The 18,048-nt window shown below is 51.4% G+C and carries 20 protein-coding genes; 11 read left to right on the forward strand and 9 right to left on the reverse strand.

Translation table 11 applies throughout. The annotated features are described in order from the left end of the window. Positions 1–1,140: a beta-galactosidase BglB gene (gene bglB, locus G163CM_RS03975; protein ID WP_231826991.1), complete on the forward strand. Its 1,140-nt coding sequence runs from the start codon at positions 1–3 to the stop codon at positions 1,138–1,140. A 44-nt stretch (positions 1,141–1,184) separates the two neighbouring features. Here bglB and G163CM_RS03980 read toward each other — a convergent pair whose 3' ends face one another. The 4 genes from G163CM_RS03980 to argS form a co-directional block, all read right to left on the reverse strand. After that, on the reverse strand, positions 1,185–1,562 hold the full coding sequence (locus tag G163CM_RS03980; RefSeq protein WP_231826992.1) for a hypothetical protein: 378 nt from the start codon (positions 1,560–1,562) through the stop codon (positions 1,185–1,187). Beyond that, entirely contained in the window at positions 1,559–2,128 is a 570-nt protein-coding gene (locus tag G163CM_RS03985) for a lysozyme (protein ID WP_231826993.1), read from the reverse strand. The genes G163CM_RS03980 and G163CM_RS03985 overlap by 4 nt, the downstream gene beginning before the upstream one ends. A gap of 290 nt (positions 2,129–2,418) precedes the next feature. After that, positions 2,419–3,435, reverse strand: coding sequence for a hypothetical protein (locus G163CM_RS03990; protein WP_231826994.1), 1,017 nt, complete (start codon positions 3,433–3,435; stop codon positions 2,419–2,421). 281 nt (positions 3,436–3,716) lie between these two features. Then, the gene (argS, locus tag G163CM_RS03995; protein ID WP_231826995.1) at positions 3,717–5,450 is read right to left on the reverse strand and encodes an arginine--tRNA ligase; all 1,734 of its coding nucleotides are present in this window, start codon (positions 5,448–5,450) and stop codon (positions 3,717–3,719) included. A 232-nt stretch (positions 5,451–5,682) separates the two neighbouring features. On the opposite strand from argS, the gene G163CM_RS04000 reads away from it, so the two are divergent. From G163CM_RS04000 to G163CM_RS04015, 4 genes are all read left to right on the forward strand, one after another. Beyond that, the gene (locus G163CM_RS04000) at positions 5,683–6,249 is read left to right on the forward strand and encodes a VOC family protein (RefSeq protein ID WP_231826996.1); all 567 of its coding nucleotides are present in this window, start codon (positions 5,683–5,685) and stop codon (positions 6,247–6,249) included. 75 nt (positions 6,250–6,324) lie between these two features. Further along, positions 6,325–7,068, forward strand: a complete 744-nt coding sequence (gene cutC, locus G163CM_RS04005) for a copper homeostasis protein CutC (protein WP_231826997.1) — start codon at positions 6,325–6,327, stop codon at positions 7,066–7,068. A 196-nt stretch (positions 7,069–7,264) separates the two neighbouring features. Continuing rightward, positions 7,265–7,666 (forward strand): MbcA/ParS/Xre antitoxin family protein, encoded by a 402-nt coding sequence (locus tag G163CM_RS04010; RefSeq protein ID WP_231826998.1) that lies wholly within the window; start codon positions 7,265–7,267, stop codon positions 7,664–7,666. Continuing rightward, the gene (locus tag G163CM_RS04015) at positions 7,663–8,358 is read left to right on the forward strand and encodes an RES family NAD+ phosphorylase (RefSeq protein ID WP_231826999.1); all 696 of its coding nucleotides are present in this window, start codon (positions 7,663–7,665) and stop codon (positions 8,356–8,358) included. The genes G163CM_RS04010 and G163CM_RS04015 overlap by 4 nt, the downstream gene beginning before the upstream one ends. Positions 8,359–8,522: 164 nt before the next feature. Here G163CM_RS04015 and cmoB read toward each other — a convergent pair whose 3' ends face one another. The 5 genes from cmoB to G163CM_RS04040 are packed head-to-tail and all read right to left on the reverse strand — an operon-like array spanning position 8,523 to position 12,100. Beyond that, positions 8,523–9,491 (reverse strand): tRNA 5-methoxyuridine(34)/uridine 5-oxyacetic acid(34) synthase CmoB, encoded by a 969-nt coding sequence (gene cmoB / locus G163CM_RS04020; protein ID WP_231827000.1) that lies wholly within the window; start codon positions 9,489–9,491, stop codon positions 8,523–8,525. Then, a complete protein-coding gene (gene cmoA, locus G163CM_RS04025; protein WP_015964014.1) occupies positions 9,488–10,231 on the reverse strand; it encodes a carboxy-S-adenosyl-L-methionine synthase CmoA in 744 nt (247 codons plus the stop codon). Before cmoA ends, cmoB begins: the two co-directional genes overlap by 4 nt. Positions 10,232–10,270: 39 nt before the next feature. After that, entirely contained in the window at positions 10,271–10,666 is a 396-nt protein-coding gene (locus G163CM_RS04030) for an MAPEG family protein (RefSeq protein WP_113857109.1), read from the reverse strand. Between the two features lie 52 nt (positions 10,667–10,718). Then, positions 10,719–11,537: a DUF72 domain-containing protein gene (locus G163CM_RS04035; RefSeq protein ID WP_231827001.1), complete on the reverse strand. Its 819-nt coding sequence runs from the start codon at positions 11,535–11,537 to the stop codon at positions 10,719–10,721. Then, positions 11,534–12,100 carry a hydrolase gene (locus tag G163CM_RS04040; RefSeq protein ID WP_231827002.1) on the reverse strand — a complete coding sequence of 189 codons (567 nt, stop codon included), beginning with the start codon at positions 12,098–12,100 and terminating at the stop codon, positions 11,534–11,536. Before G163CM_RS04040 ends, G163CM_RS04035 begins: the two co-directional genes overlap by 4 nt. Before the next feature lie 244 nt (positions 12,101–12,344). Between G163CM_RS04040 and aspS the strand changes: the two genes are divergently transcribed. The 6 genes from aspS to G163CM_RS04070 all read left to right on the forward strand — a co-directional run bounded on the left by aspS (position 12,345) and on the right by G163CM_RS04070 (position 18,024). Continuing rightward, positions 12,345–14,132, forward strand: coding sequence for an aspartate--tRNA ligase (aspS, locus tag G163CM_RS04045; protein ID WP_231827003.1), 1,788 nt, complete (start codon positions 12,345–12,347; stop codon positions 14,130–14,132). A 1-nt stretch (position 14,133) separates the two neighbouring features. Continuing rightward, positions 14,134–14,577 carry a dihydroneopterin triphosphate diphosphatase gene (nudB, locus tag G163CM_RS04050; RefSeq protein WP_231827004.1) on the forward strand — a complete coding sequence of 148 codons (444 nt, stop codon included), beginning with the start codon at positions 14,134–14,136 and terminating at the stop codon, positions 14,575–14,577. A 27-nt stretch (positions 14,578–14,604) separates the two neighbouring features. Next, positions 14,605–15,345 (forward strand): YebC/PmpR family DNA-binding transcriptional regulator, encoded by a 741-nt coding sequence (locus G163CM_RS04055; protein ID WP_015964020.1) that lies wholly within the window; start codon positions 14,605–14,607, stop codon positions 15,343–15,345. Positions 15,346–15,378: 33 nt separating this feature from the next. Continuing rightward, positions 15,379–15,900: a crossover junction endodeoxyribonuclease RuvC gene (ruvC, locus tag G163CM_RS04060; RefSeq protein WP_015964021.1), complete on the forward strand. Its 522-nt coding sequence runs from the start codon at positions 15,379–15,381 to the stop codon at positions 15,898–15,900. Positions 15,901–15,995: 95 nt separating this feature from the next. Next, positions 15,996–16,394 (forward strand): hypothetical protein, encoded by a 399-nt coding sequence (locus G163CM_RS04065; RefSeq protein ID WP_231827005.1) that lies wholly within the window; start codon positions 15,996–15,998, stop codon positions 16,392–16,394. Positions 16,395–16,512: 118 nt separating this feature from the next. Beyond that, complete coding sequence (locus G163CM_RS04070) at positions 16,513–18,024, forward strand: PstS family phosphate ABC transporter substrate-binding protein (protein ID WP_231827006.1); 1,512 nt, start codon at positions 16,513–16,515, stop codon at positions 18,022–18,024. The last annotated feature ends 24 nt before the right edge of the window (positions 18,025–18,048 follow it).

Consider the following 18,048-nt stretch of genomic DNA (forward strand, 5'->3'; position numbering starts at 1 on the left):
ATGAAAGTTTGGCCGGTAAAACACAGCGCATTATTACGTCAACCGGAGCGTTTTATCTCTCGGGAAGAACTTAAGGGTTTGATCCAGACGGTGACCAACAATCTGGTCAACATTAAGGATGAAACCGGTCAGTTCCTGCTGCGCCTCGACGATGGCCGCGTGATTGATACCAAAGGCTGGGCGGGTTGGGAGTGGACGCACGGCGTCGGCCTGTACGGTATTCACCAGTACTTCCAGCAGACCGGCGATGTGGCGATGCGTGACATCATCGACAACTGGTTCGCCGATCGCTTCGCCGAGGGCGCAACCACCAAAAACGTCAACACCATGGCGCCGTTCCTGACGCTGGCGTATCGCTACGAAGAGACGGGTAACCCCGCGTATCTGCCGTGGCTCGATAGCTGGGCTGAGTGGGCGATGAACGAAATGCCGCGAACCAGTCACGGCGGCATGCAGCACATTACGCTGGCGGAGGAAAACCATCAGCAGATGTGGGATGACACGCTGATGATGACCGTACTGCCGCTGGCGAAAATTGGCAAACTGCTCAATCGCCCGGAATATATTGAAGAGGCGGTCTATCAGTTCCTGCTGCACGTACAGAACCTGATGGACCGGGAGACCGGGTTGTGGTTCCACGGCTGGACCTACGACGGTCAGCATAACTTTGCCAATGCTCGCTGGGCGCGCGGCAATAGCTGGTTAACGATTGTGATCCCGGACTTCCTGGAACTGGTGGATCTGCCGGAAAACAACGCCGTACGTCGGTATCTGGTGCAGGTACTGAATGCGCAGATTGCCGCGCTGGCGAAATGCCAGGATGAAAGCGGCCTGTGGCATACGCTGCTCGACGATCCAAACTCTTATCTTGAAGCCTCTGCAACAGCGGGATTTGCCTACGGGATCCTCAAAGCTGTGCGTAAGCGCTACGTTGGGGCGGAGTATGCGGAAGTGGCGGAAAAAGCGATTAAAGGGATTGTGAAACACATCTCGCCGGAAGGGGAACTGCTGCAAACCTCATTTGGCACCGGAATGGGTTCTAATCTCGATTTTTATCGCGAGATCCCGCTGACCTCTATGCCTTACGGCCAGGCGATGGCGATTCTGTGTTTGACGGAGTATTTGCGTAAGTATTTTTGATGGTCATGGGGATACATGAATATGTATCCCCGATTAAAAAGGTTTCAACAAGTACCATTGTTAAAAATAGCAGTTATTTGAATTGTTTTTTCTTTATCTGTTTTGGTATTGATAGACACATCCCAGGTGTCTTCTGAATCCGATTCTGTAATTCTATAGATCGTATTACCATTATCTATCTGATATCCTCTAAAATTATGGGTTGGAGATGTCGATAATGAAATTGCAGATCCAGTAAAAGATGCATTGTTTTCTTTATCAAAGAGTTGATAATGGATTTTATCACAGGCCAGATCGCAAGGTGAGCATTGAGATTCCAAAACAATAATCAAAGACTTATTTTCGAAAACCTTGTAATAAGGTTCGCTTGCATATAAAAAAGATGAGAATAATGGCAGGAGCATAATTGCTAATATTTTCATATTTTTTTATACACTCCATCAAAGAAAACATTCATTTCACATGCACGCCGATTGATGAGTCCTTTCATCACTTTTCCCTGAGAATAGCGAAACTGATTCCAGGCGTCACGGAGGTTTTTTGTATTTCTACCATTAATTATTTCCAATACTGTTGAATGTTTAAAAGCATTTTTCCCAATGTTGAAAGCCATTATTACTAATGCATCAAATTCATTTTGTGTCAGATCTACCAACACATCTGTCCTGACGCCATGTATATATTTGTATAGGTCGCTCTCAAAGAGCGAATCAGCGGTGGATTCATTAATTCCTTGTCTATATTTTTCGAATTCATTTCTGTCTTTTATTAAATGTCCATATCCTATGGTTGCGCCTGAGCAGTAATTAATTACTGACCTTCCTGTTTGATCGTCATAAGGCTGCGTGCGTAACTGTTCATAAGACTTCATTAATCGGAGGCAGGAGGGGGAAGGCTTCATGAATTTTGGGGGAGAAAGTTTAATACATTGATAACGAGTATATCTGGCGTTTGCACGAAATGAGTTTATTTCATTTAGAGTTAACATTTTTCATTCCACTCTGAAATGGGGATGATAATTATACTTTGATTAAATCGAAAGAGAAATAAAATCCGTTTGTATATGTGGGAATGTTAACAATATATTGATGAGTGGAATGAGTTAATTGTTAAATGGATAAAATATGATGTAATTTGTATTATAAGGGGGGCTTTAAAGAATAAGCCCGTGCTGGCTATACATCATCTACCTGAGAATTATTACTGGAGAACGGTAGGACGGGCAAGCGCAGCGCCCCCGCCAAAAAAGAAACCCGGCGAATGCCGGGTTTCTGCATATTAACCCGCACCTGAGACATCTAAAATTTTCAGCTGATTTTGTGTTAAGCCAAATGACAGAATATAAGGTTGGTAATCGCAGACCTCATACAACCCTGGTACTTGCTTATTCGGCGAGGTGCCTATCATCACCTGAAGACTATCACCAGAAAAGAAGGCACCGCTGACTTTGTCACAAACACCTTTTACAAAATGTTTTTGGTCACCCTCCAGATAATAGTAAAGATCGTTATCCTCATCGTCGTTATCTGCCGGGTAATATTCTTTTTTTTGCGCTTCAGCAGATAACCCGCTGATTCGATACTCTTTCAGGGTCAATCTTTGCAAATCCGTCTCAATATGAGTAATGGGATTGAGTAACTGAACGATGTCAGGAAAATGTTGAGTAAAATCCTCATCAGTGATTTCCCCTGGGGCAGGAGTCCCTTCTTTTAACCATGGAATTTCTGTATCCCATTTTAGCGGAAACGTGATGAATGATTTCACTCCAGCAACGTCTCCGTTCTTTAATGCCTGCTGGAAGCGTTTAAACTGTGTCAGTGCGTCACGTTTCTGCGTGTCGTTCAAAGAGACGTTATTTGTGATTTGATATGAGGACAGAATGAGATTTGTCCCCTCAGCGATCGGCGTATGTTGGATAAGGCCCGTGACGGTAATATGTTTTCCCGCCAGCATCTGTGAGACGTTGCCTTCACGGCTTTGTGCTTCCAACGTGATTTCGGTTTCATTACTCTCTGCGCCGCCTTCCGAACTGGCGGTTGTGTAAATCGGTTCATCGAGCAAAAGAACATCCTGAACATCACGCCTGTCGATATCAGGCGTTTCACCATATCCTGGAGGACCAAAAAAGGTTTGGGATTGGACAACACCACTAAGGGTAACGACATCATTGTAATGAAAACAGTCTCCATCATCCGCACATACAGAAAGGGAAATACCGCTCAGCATTACCAGTGCGGAAATAAGTCCGTGACGATGCATAATATTGAAATCAACTCGCTGTAATTTGATCTGCAACAGGCTTCAGATTTTAAGGTGAAGCATTAGTCCTGCCGGTTAATTTACGCGGGTATTCTAGCCCTGTTTCTTAATACAAGACAGTTCCGATTTTACTTTATTGTTCCAGTTCTGGGTGTATTAAAGAATGATTCATTAGAAATGAAGGGAGGGTTTATTATATAAATAATAATTATAATTAACGTGTTGATGGAAATATGAAGGTTAATCTGAAAAGTGAATTGTTCATTATATGCTAAGAATTACCCCGGCGTGCTTAGGCCCGCCGGGGTAATAGGTTTTTACATTCGCTCTACCGTCTCAATACCCAAGGTATCCAGACCGGTTTTCAGCGTTTTCGCCGTCAGCAGCGCCAGTTTCAGACGGCTGTTGCGAATAGATTCGCTTTCTGCGCTCAGGATCGGGCAATGCTCGTAGAAGCCAGAGAACAGACCGGCCAGATCGTACAGGTAGGCACACATCACGTGCGGCGTGCCTTCGCGAGCGACCACGTTCAGGGTTTCTTCGAATTGCAGCAGGCGCGCAGCCAACTGGGCTTCACGATCTTCTTTAATCTCAACCGTTGCGTTCAGCAGTTCGCTCTCTTCGAGGCCCGCTTTGCGGAACACGGAAAGCACACGGGTGTAGGCATACTGCATATATGGCGCAGTATTACCTTCAAACGCCAGCATGTTGTCCCAGTCGAAGATGTAATCGGTGGTACGGTTTTTAGAGAGATCCGCATATTTCACCGCGCCGATACCAACCGCATTGGCCAGTTTTTCCAGCTCATCGGCCGGCATATCCGGGTTCTTCTCGGCGACCAGGCGACGGGCGCGTTCCAGCGCTTCGTCCAGCAGATCAGCAAGTTTCACGGTGCCGCCGGCGCGGGTTTTGAACGGCTTGCCGTCTTTGCCCAGCATCATACCGAACATGTGGTGTTCCAGCGGTACGGATTCCGGCACGTAACCGGCTTTGCGCACGATGGTCCACGCCTGCATCAGGTGCTGATGCTGACGGGAGTCGATGTAGTACAGCACACGGTCGGCGTGCAGAGTTTCATAACGGTATTTTGCGCAGGCGATATCGGTGGTGGTGTAGAGGTAGCCGCCATCCTTTTTCTGGATAATGACGCCCATAGGCTCACCTTCTTTGTTCTTGAACTCGTCAAGGAACACCACGGTTGCGCCTTCGCTCTCAACGGCCATGCCTTTCGCTTTGAGGTCAGCAACCACGCCCGGCAGCATCGGGTTGTAAAGGCTTTCACCCATGACGTCGTCACGCGTCAGAGTGACGTTCAGACGGTTATAAGTGATCTGGTTCTGGGTCATAGTGATATCGACCAGCTTGCGCCACATCTCGCGGAAATACTCATCGCCGCTCTGCAATTTCACCACGTAGCTACGTGCGCGCTCGGCAAACGCTTCGTCTTCGTCGTAGTGTTTTTTCGCATCGCGATAGAAACCTTCGAGGTCAGCCAGTTCCATTTCACCAGCGTTTTCCTGCTGCTGTTTTTCCAGCCACGCGATCAGCATGCCGAACTGGGTACCCCAGTCACCGACGTGGTTTGCGCGGATCACTTTATGGCCCAGCAGTTCAAGCGTACGCACGGAGGCATCACCGATGATGGTTGAGCGCAGGTGACCTACGTGCATCTCTTTTGCGACGTTAGGCGCAGAGTAGTCCACCACGATGGTTTGCGGTGCAGGCTGGGTAATGCCCAGACGATCGGAGGCCAGCGCATGGTTGATGTGCTCAGCCAGGAATGCCGGGTCGAGGAAAATATTGATAAACCCCGGGCCTGCGATTTCAACTTTACTGGCGATACCGGTAAGGTCGAGGTGAGACAGGACCTGCTCTGCCAGTTGTCGCGGCGCCATGCCCAGTTTTTTCGCAACCGCCATCACGCCATTAGCCTGATAGTCGCCGAACTGTACTTTTGCTGACTGACGAACCTGCGGTTCGCAATCGGCAGGCGCGCCTGCCGCAATCAGGGCCTGGCTAACCTTTTCTGAGAGAAGAGCCTGAATATTCACCGAAATACCTTACATTGAAAGACGTGGCATCGCGTTAAGAGCCGCGTCGGGTGTGGATAAATTAAGGCGGGAGTATACTGCATTTGCCTGATGGCGTCAGCATCAGGGACGCGTTACAAACCGCCAGATGCACCTGCACGATTAATGAATAACCATTCATGTCGCGGCTGGTCTTGGTTCACCACCAACAACAGGGTAGATTAGCGCCTTTATTGCAAACGGGAGTGGGAAAATGGCTAACTGGCAGACAATTGAAGAACTGAATGATATTTCCGCGGATCTCCCGCGTTTCGTTCAGGCGTTCACAGAACTTTCCACTCGCCTGGGATTGAATATTGCCCCGCTCGATGCCGACCATATATCGCTTCGCTGTCATCAAAATGCCACCGCCGAACGCTGGCGTCACGGGCTGGAGCAGTGTGGGGAACTGCTTTCAGAGAATATCATTAATGGTCGCCCCATCTGCCTGTTTAAACTGCGTGAACCAGTCTGCGTGGCGCACTGGCAGTTCAGTGTGGTTGAGCTTCCCTGGCCTGGCGAAAAGCGCTATCCCCACGAAGGCTGGGAACATATTGAAATCGTGCTACCAGGAGAGCCGGAGACCTTAAATACCCGTGCGCTGGCACTGTTGAGCGATGACGGGCTAAGCCAGCCGGGGATTTTTGTCAAAACCAGTTCGCCGAAAGGGGAGAAGGAGCGCCTGCCCAATCCAACCCTGGCCGTGACTGACGGTAAAGTGACCATCAAATTTCACCCCTGGACGATTGAAGCGATCGTGGCTAGTGAGCAGGCAGTGTAACAATGTGAAGTGACGCGGGGTCTGTGGCCGCGAACCGTGGCATGATCCGCCCAGTTTTGAGTTATGGAGAAGCGAATGACAGTGCTGGAGATATGCTGTTACAGCATGGAGTGCGCGCTGAGCGCAGAAAAAAACGGTGCCGATCGCATCGAATTGTGTGCCGCGCCGCTGGAGGGCGGGCTGACGCCTTCGTATGGCGTGTTGAAATCGACGCGAGAGCAAGTCTCGATTCCGGTACATCCGATTATCCGCCCGCGCGGCGGTGATTTTTGCTACACCGACGCTGAATTTCAGGCGATGCTTGAAGATGTGCGCACCGTCCGCGAGCTGGGTTTTCCCGGCCTGGTCATCGGCGTGCTGGATGAAGATGGCAACGTCGATAACGCGCGGATGCAGCAAATTATGGCGGCGGCGGGCCCGCTGGCGGTGACTTTTCATCGTGCTTTTGATATGTGCGTCAATCCGCAGCAAGCCTTTGATACGCTGGCAAAACTGGGCGTGGCAAGGGTGCTGACATCCGGGCAAAAAGCGTCAGCGGAAAAAGGTCTTTCATTAATTCGGGAACTTATTGCCCGTGCCGATGCTCCAATCATTATGGCGGGGGCAGGAGTCAGGGCCAGCAACCTTGAACTGTTTCTTGAGGCAGGTGTGAAGGAAGTTCACAGCTCTGCCGGGCAGTGGATCCCGTCGGCAATGCGTTACCGTAATCCGGGGCTCTCCATGTCAACAGACCCGGAAGCGGATGAATACTCGCGCTATGCCGTCGACGCCGCCGCCGTTGCGCAAATGAAGGCGATTATCGCGCGCCGCGCCGAATAACCGATTTTTACCGCGCATCATGTCGCCCAATATGATGTTTGCTTGTACCAGGCCCCTGCCAATTCAACAGGGGCCTTTTTTTATCTCCCGGGCGGTGTAACGGTGCACTATTCGCCAGTGTACATAAATGGGTAAATGAACTATTATTGTCCATATATGAAACGTGCGTTGAAGCCATGCAGACGAGGGGGGAACGATGGCAATCGTCAACAAACAGCATGAAAATAATGCGATTGATACCAGTAAGGCGCTGCCCGTTGTCTTCCGTATTCTGGATAAATGGCAATGCACCACTGATGAACAATTAAAGCTGTTGGGTGTAAGTTCACGTTCAACATTGAACAAATATAAAGAGGTGAGTGGCGGCATCCGTCTAAGTGCGGATACTCTCGAACGGATGAGCTATATCCTCAACATTCATAAGTGCCTGCGCGTGTTGTTTACCGCCGATGACAGCATTTATGGTTGGGTGCGCAAACCGAATAATCATCCTTTCTTCGCTGGGCGTTCGGCAATGGATGTGATGAGCGGCGGTCGCGTTGCCGACCTATACGAGGTTGCCACGCGTCTTCAGGCGTGGAGAGGAGGAATGGCTTGATTAATGACGCGCCCATCCTCGCCGCCTTTAAAGGCGCAACGGCTTATCGCATTATCCCCAGCCGCTATCCCACTATCGATTTATTTGAAGATGTCGCCAGTAGCGATGAATTAGAAGCCGTGTGGGCAGTTGAAGCCATCACCAATGAGCGGTTACAGGAGCAAGTGGGCTCGTTATCCAGAGTGCCAAAAGAAGACTGGCTCGTTGGGCTTAATGGCTGTAGCTACGTCATGGCGGCTTTTACGCATGTGAACCCGGAGGGCGCACGTTTCACGACGGGAGATTTTGGCGGTTATTACTGCGCGCCGCAGCTGGATACGGCGGTGAAAGAGACGGTGTACCATCAGGAGCGTATTTTTGGTTACACCAACGAACCGGCGCAGAAAGTGCAGATGCGGGTGCTCTACACGGAGTTTGATGCCACGCTGGTGGATATCACGCAGGAACCTTTTCTCTCTTCTTCAATTTATCATGCCACTGACTACAGCCAGTCGAAGGCGTTTGCCCAGCAGCAAAAGGCGCAAAACGTTGACGGCATTCACTATTGCTCCGTCCGCCACGCCGGGCACACCTGCTATGTGCTGTATCGGCCTTGTCTGGTAACGAAGATCCTTCAGGCGGAGCATCTGGAGTATCACTGGAACGGCAGATCGATTTCCAACATCCTCAGCATTCGGTTGTTCGGGGATTAGTGGTGCGGGCGGTGAAATTGTCGGATGGCGGCTTCGCCTTATCCGACCTACGGTACTTTGTAGGCCTGATAAGCGCAGCGCATCAGGCGTGTTACGCCCGGCGAAATTACCGGATACCTTCCGTAGGCCTGATAAGCGAAGCGCCATCAGGCGTTGCAAAGGTGTTAAGGCTTTTTCGCAATCAACACCGCGCGCAGCGGGGCCGGATAACCTTCAATCGTTTTTGTCGGGTCGTTCGGGTCAAGGAAGTCGGCCAGTGACTCGGTTACCATCCATTCGGTACGACGTTGCTCTTCGGTGGACGTCACAGACATATCCACAATACGCACATCAACAAAGCCGCATTTCTCCAGCCAGTTTTTCAATGCCGGGGCGGAAGGGATAAAGTAAACGTTGCGCATCTGCGCGTAGCGATCGCCCGGCACCAGTACCGTATTTTCGTCACCGTCAACCACCAACGTTTCCAGCACCAGCTCACCTTCGCTCACCAGTTGATCTTTCAACTGCCAGAGGTGTTCCAGCGGCGAACGGCGATGATACAGCACGCCCATCGAGAACACGGTATCAAAGGCTTTCAGCGCCGGAAGCTGTTCAATGCCGAGCGGCAGCAGATGCGCGCGCTGGTCATTTCCCAGCAGTTTGCGCACCGCTTCAAACTGGCACAGGAACAGCTGCGTGGGGTCGATACCCACCGCCAGATGCGCGCCCGCGCCAATCATGCGCCACATGTGATAACCGCTGCCGCAGCCGACATCCAGAATGGTGCGACCGGTCAGGTCGGACAGGTGCGGCAGTACGCGTTCCCATTTCCAGTCGGAGCGCCATTCGGTATCAATATTCACGCCATAGAGAGAGTAGGGGCCTTTGCGCCACGGCATCAGATTGCGCATCAACGTATCAATACGTTTGATTTGCCCGTCGCTGAGCGGCGTTTCGCTCTCGGCGGTCACGCTGTGCAGCAGGTCCAGTTTCCACGGGGTGATTTCCGGCAGAAACTCGACGGCGTTGGACCACTGCTTAAACAAACCGTGCTGATCGCGCTGCCAGGTGGCGATTTGCGCGGGCAGGGTTTCCAGCCAATGAGAGAGGTGATTTTTCGCAATCAGCTGGTAAAAATTGCCGAACTCGATCATGCCGCCGCTCCTGCTTTCAGTGCCACCAGTGAACCGAAGTTGAAGCACTGGAACCACAGTTCGCTGTGCTCAAACCCGGCCTGGCTCAGGCGCGCTTTATGGGTTTCGACAGAATCGGTGAGCATCACATTTTCCAGCATGCTGCGCTTCTGGCTGATTTCCAGTTCGCTATAACCGTTGGCGCGTTTGAAATCGTGATGCATGTTAAACAGCAGTTCGCCGACGGTTGAATCTTCGAAGCTGAATTTTTCTGACAGCACCAGCGCGCCGCCGGGATTCAACCCTTTGTAGATTTTATTCAGCAGCGCCTGACGTTCAGCGGGCTCAAGAAATTGCAGGGTAAAGTTGAGCACCACCATCGAGGCGTTCTCAATCTCGATATCACGGATATCACCCTCAATCACCTCAACCGGCGTTGGCGCTTTATAGGCGTCAATGTGGCGACGGCAGCGTTCCACCATCGCCGGGGAGTTATCCACCGCGATAATTTTGCTGCTCTCATGGGCGATGTTACGGCGAATGGAGAGCGTTGCCGCACCCAGCGAACAGCCGAGATCGTAGACATGGGTGGCAGGCTGAACAAAACGTTCCGCCAGCATACCGATCATTGAAATGATATTGGAATAGCCGGGGACGGAACGTTGGATCATATCCGGGAAGACTTCGGCTACCCGTTCATCAAAGGTCCAGTCGCCGAGACGGGCAATTGGCGCAGAAAAAAGCGTGTCGCGGTGAGACATAACGTAAAATCCGAAAAAACGAAAACGGCGTATTGTGCGCTAACGGAGTGAGAAAACCAACTCCCACGGCAGATACCACAGATTTGCCAGTACCATGAGCAGAAGCGAAATGTAGGTTGCGCTCATGCCAGAGCGACGCCAGCGGAAAAGGCGATGATGAAAACCATAATAATGCATTAAACGGCCTGCCAGCAGCAAAATGCCGCACAGGTGAACCATCCAGGTTTCCGCGCCGTTCATTTCCATAAACAGCAATAAAATGACGCCGATGGGAATATATTCCACCGCATTGCCATGAATACGAATCGCGCTTTGCAGTTCGCTAAAACCACCGTCACCGTAGGCGACGCGGTATTGCATGCGCAGGCGAACGACGTCGAAGGAAAACTTGATCAACAACAGTGCGGCCAGTACGGCATAAAGCGCACTTACCATACAAACTCCCTTTCTCGCTGGCAGATGGCATTCACTATGATAGGTAGGAATATCAAAAAAGAGAAGATTGTTGTGGGATCGCGGGCGCAGAACCTACTTCCGGCAGTGCGATTTGCAGGTCATGCCAGAGGGCGTTAACCAGCTCCAGCGCCTGTGCAATATCCGGCGTATGTAAAAACAGATACGGCGTAGTGGTGGTTGTCCACTCGGGGAGTTTCTTCAGCCAGGCGGCAAAAAATGCCTGATTCTGCGCCATATCATCGCTACCGATAAACCGGACCATCGGATTACTGGCGGTGACAATGGCGTGAACGGGCACTTTTGGCTTCTTACGCTGGGCGTCAACGATAGCCTCGCTGTGCGGCACGGCGGCATGCACCGGGCGGCTGTCGAGAATGGTGCGATTGACACCGCGTTCTATCAACCCGCGATTCAGCTGCTGCTCGGATTCACCTTTATCGAAAAACTGCGGATGGCGCACTTCTATGCCGTAGGTGAAGTTTTTCGGCAGGCCGTCGAGGAAAGCCCACAGAACGGGAAGATCCTGCGGGCCAAACGTGGCGGGCAACTGGAGCCAGTATTGCCCAATCCTCTCTTCCAGCGGCGACATCCGCTGGAAAAATTCCGTGGTCAGGTCGTCGCAGTAGCGAAGTTTTGCTTCGTGGGAAATTGTCGCCGGGAATTTAAAACAGAAGCGAAAATCATCGCCAGTCTGCTCGCGCCAGCGGGTGACGATTTCCGCTTTCGGCAGAGCATAGAGCGTGGTATTCCCCTCTACGCAGTTAAAGTAGCGGGCGTAATCCTCCAGCCCGCTAATGCCCTGACGCGCCCATTTGGGATGTGACCACTGCGGCAAACCGATGTAAATCATAGCGCCTGAGCAATCTCTTCTGTACTGCGCACGCGAGCGATACGCGGGAAAATATGCGTCATGCTGCCCTGGTGCTGTTCCGCACTGGCGGCGCTGCACGCGTCTTCAGCAATGATCAGATTAAAGCCCAGTTCCCAGGCGTTGCGCGCGGTGGATTCCACGCCAATGTTGGTGGAAATACCGCACAGGATAATGGTGTCGATGCCGCGACGACGCAGCTGTAACTCCAGGTCGGTGCCGTAAAATGCGCCCCACTGGCGTTTAGTGACTTCAATATCGCGATCTTGTTTACCAAGGGCCTGCGGATAGGTCCACCAGTTGTCCGGCAGCGCGCCCGCGCCCGCCTGCGCATCAACCGGCTGTTTCAGCGCTTCGGCAAAATCGGCAGACCAGCCCACGCGCACCATCACCACCGGGGAACCCGCGGTGCGGCATTTTTCCGCCAGACGGGCCGCACGGGTGACCACATCACTCGCCGTATGCGGGCCTCCGGCGAAAGGCAGAATGCCTTCCTGCAGGTCAATAATTACCAGCGCGGTCTTTTTCGCATCAATAGTCAACATCACGTTTCTCATCTAAACAGGCAAAGAGAGCAATACCTTACGACGACTGAACGGTTATCAGCGGGATCTATTTTGTTAATTTTTGTGAGTCTGCGCAATAAGCGTTCAGCTAATGCGCGGATAAACCGCAGCGGACTTATCGCCAGCGAGAATTTCCAGTATAATAACCCCCTTTTTTCATCCAGTAGTGACATTCAGCTAAAGCTGCGACAGTTGTGCCTGCGGCTAAGTTAAGGGATATCTCATGCGTACAGAATATTGCGGACAGCTTCGACCGTCCCACGTTGGGCAGCAGGTGACTCTGTGTGGTTGGGTCAACCGTCGTCGTGATCTCGGTAGCCTCATCTTCATTGATATGCGTGACCGCGAAGGCATCGTGCAGGTGTTTTTCGATCCGGATCGTGCCGACGCATTAAAGCTGGCCTCCGAACTGCGTAATGAGTTCTGCATTCAGGTCACCGGCACCGTGCGTGCGCGTGACGAGAAAAACGTCAACGCCGACATGGCTACCGGCGAAATCGAAGTGCTTGCGTCTGATCTGACCATCATCAACCGTTCAGAATCACTGCCGCTGGATTCAAACCACGTTAACACCGAAGAAGCGCGTCTGAAGTACCGCTACCTCGACCTGCGTCGCCCGGAAATGGCGCAACGCCTGAAAACCCGCGCGAAAATCACCAGCTTCGTGCGTCGCTTTATGGACGATCACGGTTTCCTTGATATCGAAACCCCGATGCTGACCAAAGCGACCCCGGAAGGCGCGCGCGACTACCTGGTACCGTCTCGCGTACATAAAGGTAAATTCTACGCGCTGCCGCAGTCTCCGCAGCTGTTCAAACAGCTGCTGATGATGTCAGGCTTCGACCGCTACTATCAGATCGTTAAATGCTTCCGTGACGAAGACCTGCGTGCTGACCGTCAGCCGGAATTCACCCAGATCGACGTCGAAACCTCTTTCATGACCGCACCGCAAGTGCGTGAAGTGATGGAAGCGCTGGTACGTCAGCTGTGGCTGGAAATCAAAGGCGTGGATCTGGGCGATTTCCCGATCATGACCTTTGCTGAAGCAGAACGCCGTTACGGTTCTGATAAACCGGACCTGCGTAACCCGATGGAGCTGGTAGATGTTGCTGACCTGCTGAAAGACGTTGAGTTCGCGGTCTTCGCAGGCCCGGCAAACGATCCGAAAGGCCGTGTTGCGGCGCTGCGTGTACCAGGCGGTGCGGCACTGACCCGTAAACTTATCGACGAATACGGCAATTTCGTGAAGATCTACGGTGCGAAAGGTCTGGCTTATATTAAAGTCAACGAACGTGCTAAAGGTCTCGACGGCATTAACAGCCCGGTAGCGAAATTCCTGAACGCAGAAATCGTCGAAGCGATCCTTGAGCGCACTGGCGCACAAGATGGCGACATGATCTTCTTCGGCGCCGACAACAAAAAAGTGGTTGCCGACGCGCTGGGCGCACTGCGCCTGAAACTGGGTAAAGACCTTAACCTGACCGACGAGTCCAAGTGGGCGCCGCTGTGGGTTATCGACTTCCCGATGTTTGAAGACGACGGTGAAGGCGGTCTGACCGCGATGCACCACCCGTTCACCTCGCCGAAAGACATGACCGCAGACGAACTGAAAGCGGCACCGGAAGACGCGGTAGCGAACGCCTACGACATGGTTATCAACGGCTATGAAGTGGGTGGGGGTTCCGTGCGTATTCACCGTGGTGAAATGCAGCAGACAGTGTTCGGCATTCTGGGCATTAACGAACAGGAACAGCGCGAGAAATTCGGCTTCCTGCTCGACGCTCTGAAATACGGTACGCCGCCGCACGCAGGTCTGGCATTCGGTCTTGACCGTCTGACCATGCTGCTGACCGGCACCGATAACATCCGTGACGTTATCGCCTTCCCGAAAACTACGGCAGCAGCCTGTCTGATGACCGAAGCACCAAGCTTCGCGAATCCGGCTTCTCTGGCTGAACTGAACATTCAGGTCGTGGCGAAGGAAGCAAAAGAGTCTGCGGAGAACAAGTAATATGTCATTCAAGCGTCCCGTGTCGATTCTCGTGGTGATTTATGCCGAGGACACGAAGCGGGTGCTGATGCTACAGCGGCGCGATGATCCTGATTTCTGGCAGTCGGTTACCGGCAGCGTGGAAGAGGGGGAAACCGCGCCGCAGGCCGCCGCGCGTGAAGTAAAGGAAGAGGTCTCTGTCGATATTTTCGCGGAGCGTCTGAATCTTATGGATTGTCAGCGTACGGTGGAGTTTGAAATTTTTAGTCATTTACGTCATCGCTATGCGCCGGGCGTCATGCGCAATACCGAATCCTGGTTTTGCCTTGCGCTCCCTCACGAACGGGAGATCGTGTTCACTGAACATCTGACCTACCGCTGGGTTAATGCTGTGGACGCCGCGGCATTAACCAAGTCGTGGAGCAACCGGCAGGCGATTGAAGAGTTTGTAATTAACGCCGCCTGATAGGGCGCGCTTTTTGAGGAAATATTTATGGCAGGTCATAGTAAATGGGCCAACACCAAACACCGCAAAGCGGCACAGGATGCCAAGCGCGGTAAAATCTTCACCAAAATCATTCGTGAGCTGGTAACGGCTGCGCGTCTGGGCGGCGGCGACGCTGGCTCCAACCCGCGTCTGCGTGCGGCGATTGATAAAGCGCTGTCTAACAACATGACGCGTGACACCCTGAACCGTGCCATCGCACGTGGCGTGGGCGGTGATGACGATGCGAACATGGAAACCATCATTTATGAAGGTTACGGCCCTGGCGGTACTGCGGTGATGGTTGAATGTCTGTCTGACAACCGTAACCGTACCGTAGCGGAAGTACGTCACGCGTTCACCAAAACCGGTGGTAACCTGGGCACTGACGGCTCTGTTGCCTACCTGTTCAGCAAAAAAGGCGTGATCTCCTTCGAGAAAGGCGATGAAGACGCGATCATGGAAGCGGCGCTGGAAGCCGGTGCAGAAGACGTTGTGACCTTCGACGATGGCGCAATCGACGTCTACACCGCATGGGAAGAGATGGGCGCAGTCCGTGATGCGCTGGAAGCTGCTGGCCTGAAAGCCGACGAAGCGGAAGTCTCCATGATCCCATCGACCAAAGCAGACATGGATGCAGAAACTGCGCCGAAACTGCTGCGTCTGATCGATATGCTGGAAGACTGCGACGATGTGCAGGAAGTCTACCATAACGGTGAGATCTCTGATGAGGTAGCAGCGACTCTGTAATGGAGCCGTTCACTCAACAACCGGAGGTGCGTGTTGTCGATTATTCTCGGGATTGACCCCGGCTCACGCATCACCGGTTACGGCGTCATCCGCCAGGTTGGCAGGCAGCTTACCTATTTAGGCAGCGGCTGCATTCGAACTAAGGTGGATGACCTGCCGTCCCGTCTGAAGCTAATTTACGCTGGCGTCAGCGAAATCATCACCCAGTTTCAGCCTGATTTTTTTGCCATTGAGCAGGTCTTTATGGCGAAAAACGCCGACTCCGCGTTAAAGCTGGGGCAGGCGCGCGGCGTGGCGATTGTCGCGGCGGTGAATCAGGACCTACCGGTGTTTGAATATGCCGCCCGTCAGGTCAAGCAGACCGTCGTGGGCATTGGTAGCGCCGAGAAAAGCCAGGTGCAGCACATGGTGCGCACGTTGCTGAAGCTCCCCGCGAACCCGCAGGCCGATGCCGCCGATGCGCTGGCCATTGCCATCACCCACTGCCATGTCAGCCAAAACGCGATGCAAATGAGCGAATCGCGGCTGAATCTGGCGAGAGGGCGACTGCGTTAAATTCGAATGCCTCTGTCATTGATGACGGGGGCTTTTTTTTATCTCAATTCGCGGCTGATATCGTCTTTATGCGAAGGAATGACAGGGAGGGTTAAATGTATAAATTTATGAGGGTTATATTTATTGTCGTATCTTGCTTTGCGATGAATAATTCTTTTGCATTTTCGGAGACAAATACCAAAATATCGATAACGAAAATTGATAAGTCTGTTTTTAGTGGAAATAACTTCGAAGGAAGCGCAGATGCTGAAGTGAAGGCGTGTAATAAATGGAAATTAACACCCGCGGCGATCAAGAAAATATATCAACTCAGCGAAGTTTGTGAGACATCAAATTCTGGTCAATTCTGTCGTTCTGTGCCGCCTGATTTTAACTGGATGCCCTGCGATATTGACGGCGAGCTTATTGACGATGGCGTAGCGTGGCATTTTTCTATCAATGCAGCGGGGATGTCGGTATGGCGCAACGAGCAGCAGGAAATTACAAAAGGCTGAACCGCGAAAGCCTGCTCGTCATATTTTATTTTGCCGTGGGGCACGTCCTGGATACGTTGGTTAGCAGAGCATCACTAAAACAGCGTATCGGGGGATTTCAGTTCTACAGGAGATATTTATGTTATTCATAAGAATAGTGAAAATATGGGTGCAGGAGATTTTATGTTTGGGACTCGCATTGCCGGTATTAGCAATTTTTCTCAACATACCCATGGTATTATTCTTTTTAGCTATACACAGAGAGCTTTCAGGCCATTTAGCAGATTTGATTTTCGTATTCACTTTAACGGTTTTGGCTGGAGGTCTGTTAGGCTGGGTTCGAGGAAAGTTTATCCGCGAAGAGGCGTATACGTTAGTTCGATTTCTTCCTGCTATTATTCTGATATTTTGTTCGCTTTTTAATTGGTTGGCAACGGTCATCATTGCTGATGGTGATTTTAGCCATCTTGTATTCTACACGCATCAACGCTGGTTCTGTATTTACTCAATTTTGATGAATATGGCCTCAACCTCAGAAACTTATTATGCCCCTACGGTGATGATCGTGTTAGGGCCAGTGATTCCTTTAGGGGGAATTCTGGCCTATATAGCCGTACAACCTGTTATGGAAAAACGGACAGGTATGCTGGTGTCGAATCCAGTCGGAAGGTATATTGCTATTGTTATGCTGTTAATCGTATCGAGTATTAGTGGTTTGTTGAGCTGGCAAACATGGGATCGCTATCAGCGTCGTGTCGCGACAAATACAGTAAATCAGATTGCGGAAAATATAATGTTTGAGGAGTACACACCTTTTAGTTCCGATAATAATCTGACTCCATTGCGCAAGCCAGCCACGCTATTATTAGAGACCAGGTGGCCGAGACTGGACGGTGCCACTGCGTTGTATCCACTTTACGCATCTGCGGCTCAGGCACTTTATCGAAATATTCCAACTGAGGATCTCGAATCTTACCTTCGAGTAAGAACGACAGATGGCGCTTATGATGCCCTCATTGATGGACGCGCTGATATTATTTTTGTTGCTGAACCTTCAGTACAACAACGTGAAAAGGCGAAAACGCAAGGCGTTGATTTGCATTTCTATCCCATCGCCAGAGAGGCGTTTGTCTTTATTACCCACAAGGATAATCCAGTCACTCAACTCACTGATACGCAGATACGTGCAATCTACTCAGGACAAATAAATAACTGGCGAGAGGTCGGAGGCCGGGATGCCCGTATTTATGCCTATCAGCGTAGAGAAGATTCGGGTAGCCAAACCATTATGCGTGCTGCTGTCATGAAAACGGAAAAGATGCGTAAGCCACTGGAAACGGAATCGATCAACGATATGCTCGGACTGCTGCGCAATGTGGCGGATTATCAAAACAGCGCCAGTTCACTCGGCTATACCTTTCGGTATTATGCCACGCAACTGCATCATAACGACAACATTCGTTTACTGGCAGTGAATGGCATTGCGCCAACGAAAGAGACTATTCGCAGCGGTAAATATCCCTATACGGTGAATGTCTATATGGTTACTGCCGGCACGCCATCAACGCAATCACAGAAGGTCATTGACTGGTTTTTAAGCGAGCAGGGAAAACAACTCATTGCTGATGTGGGCTATATTCCCGTCAACTAACAATCAGGCGGGGAAACCCGCCTG

Source organism: Pseudocitrobacter corydidari (assembly GCF_021172065.1).
Classification (GTDB): Bacteria; Pseudomonadota; Gammaproteobacteria; order Enterobacterales; family Enterobacteriaceae; genus Pseudocitrobacter; species Pseudocitrobacter corydidari.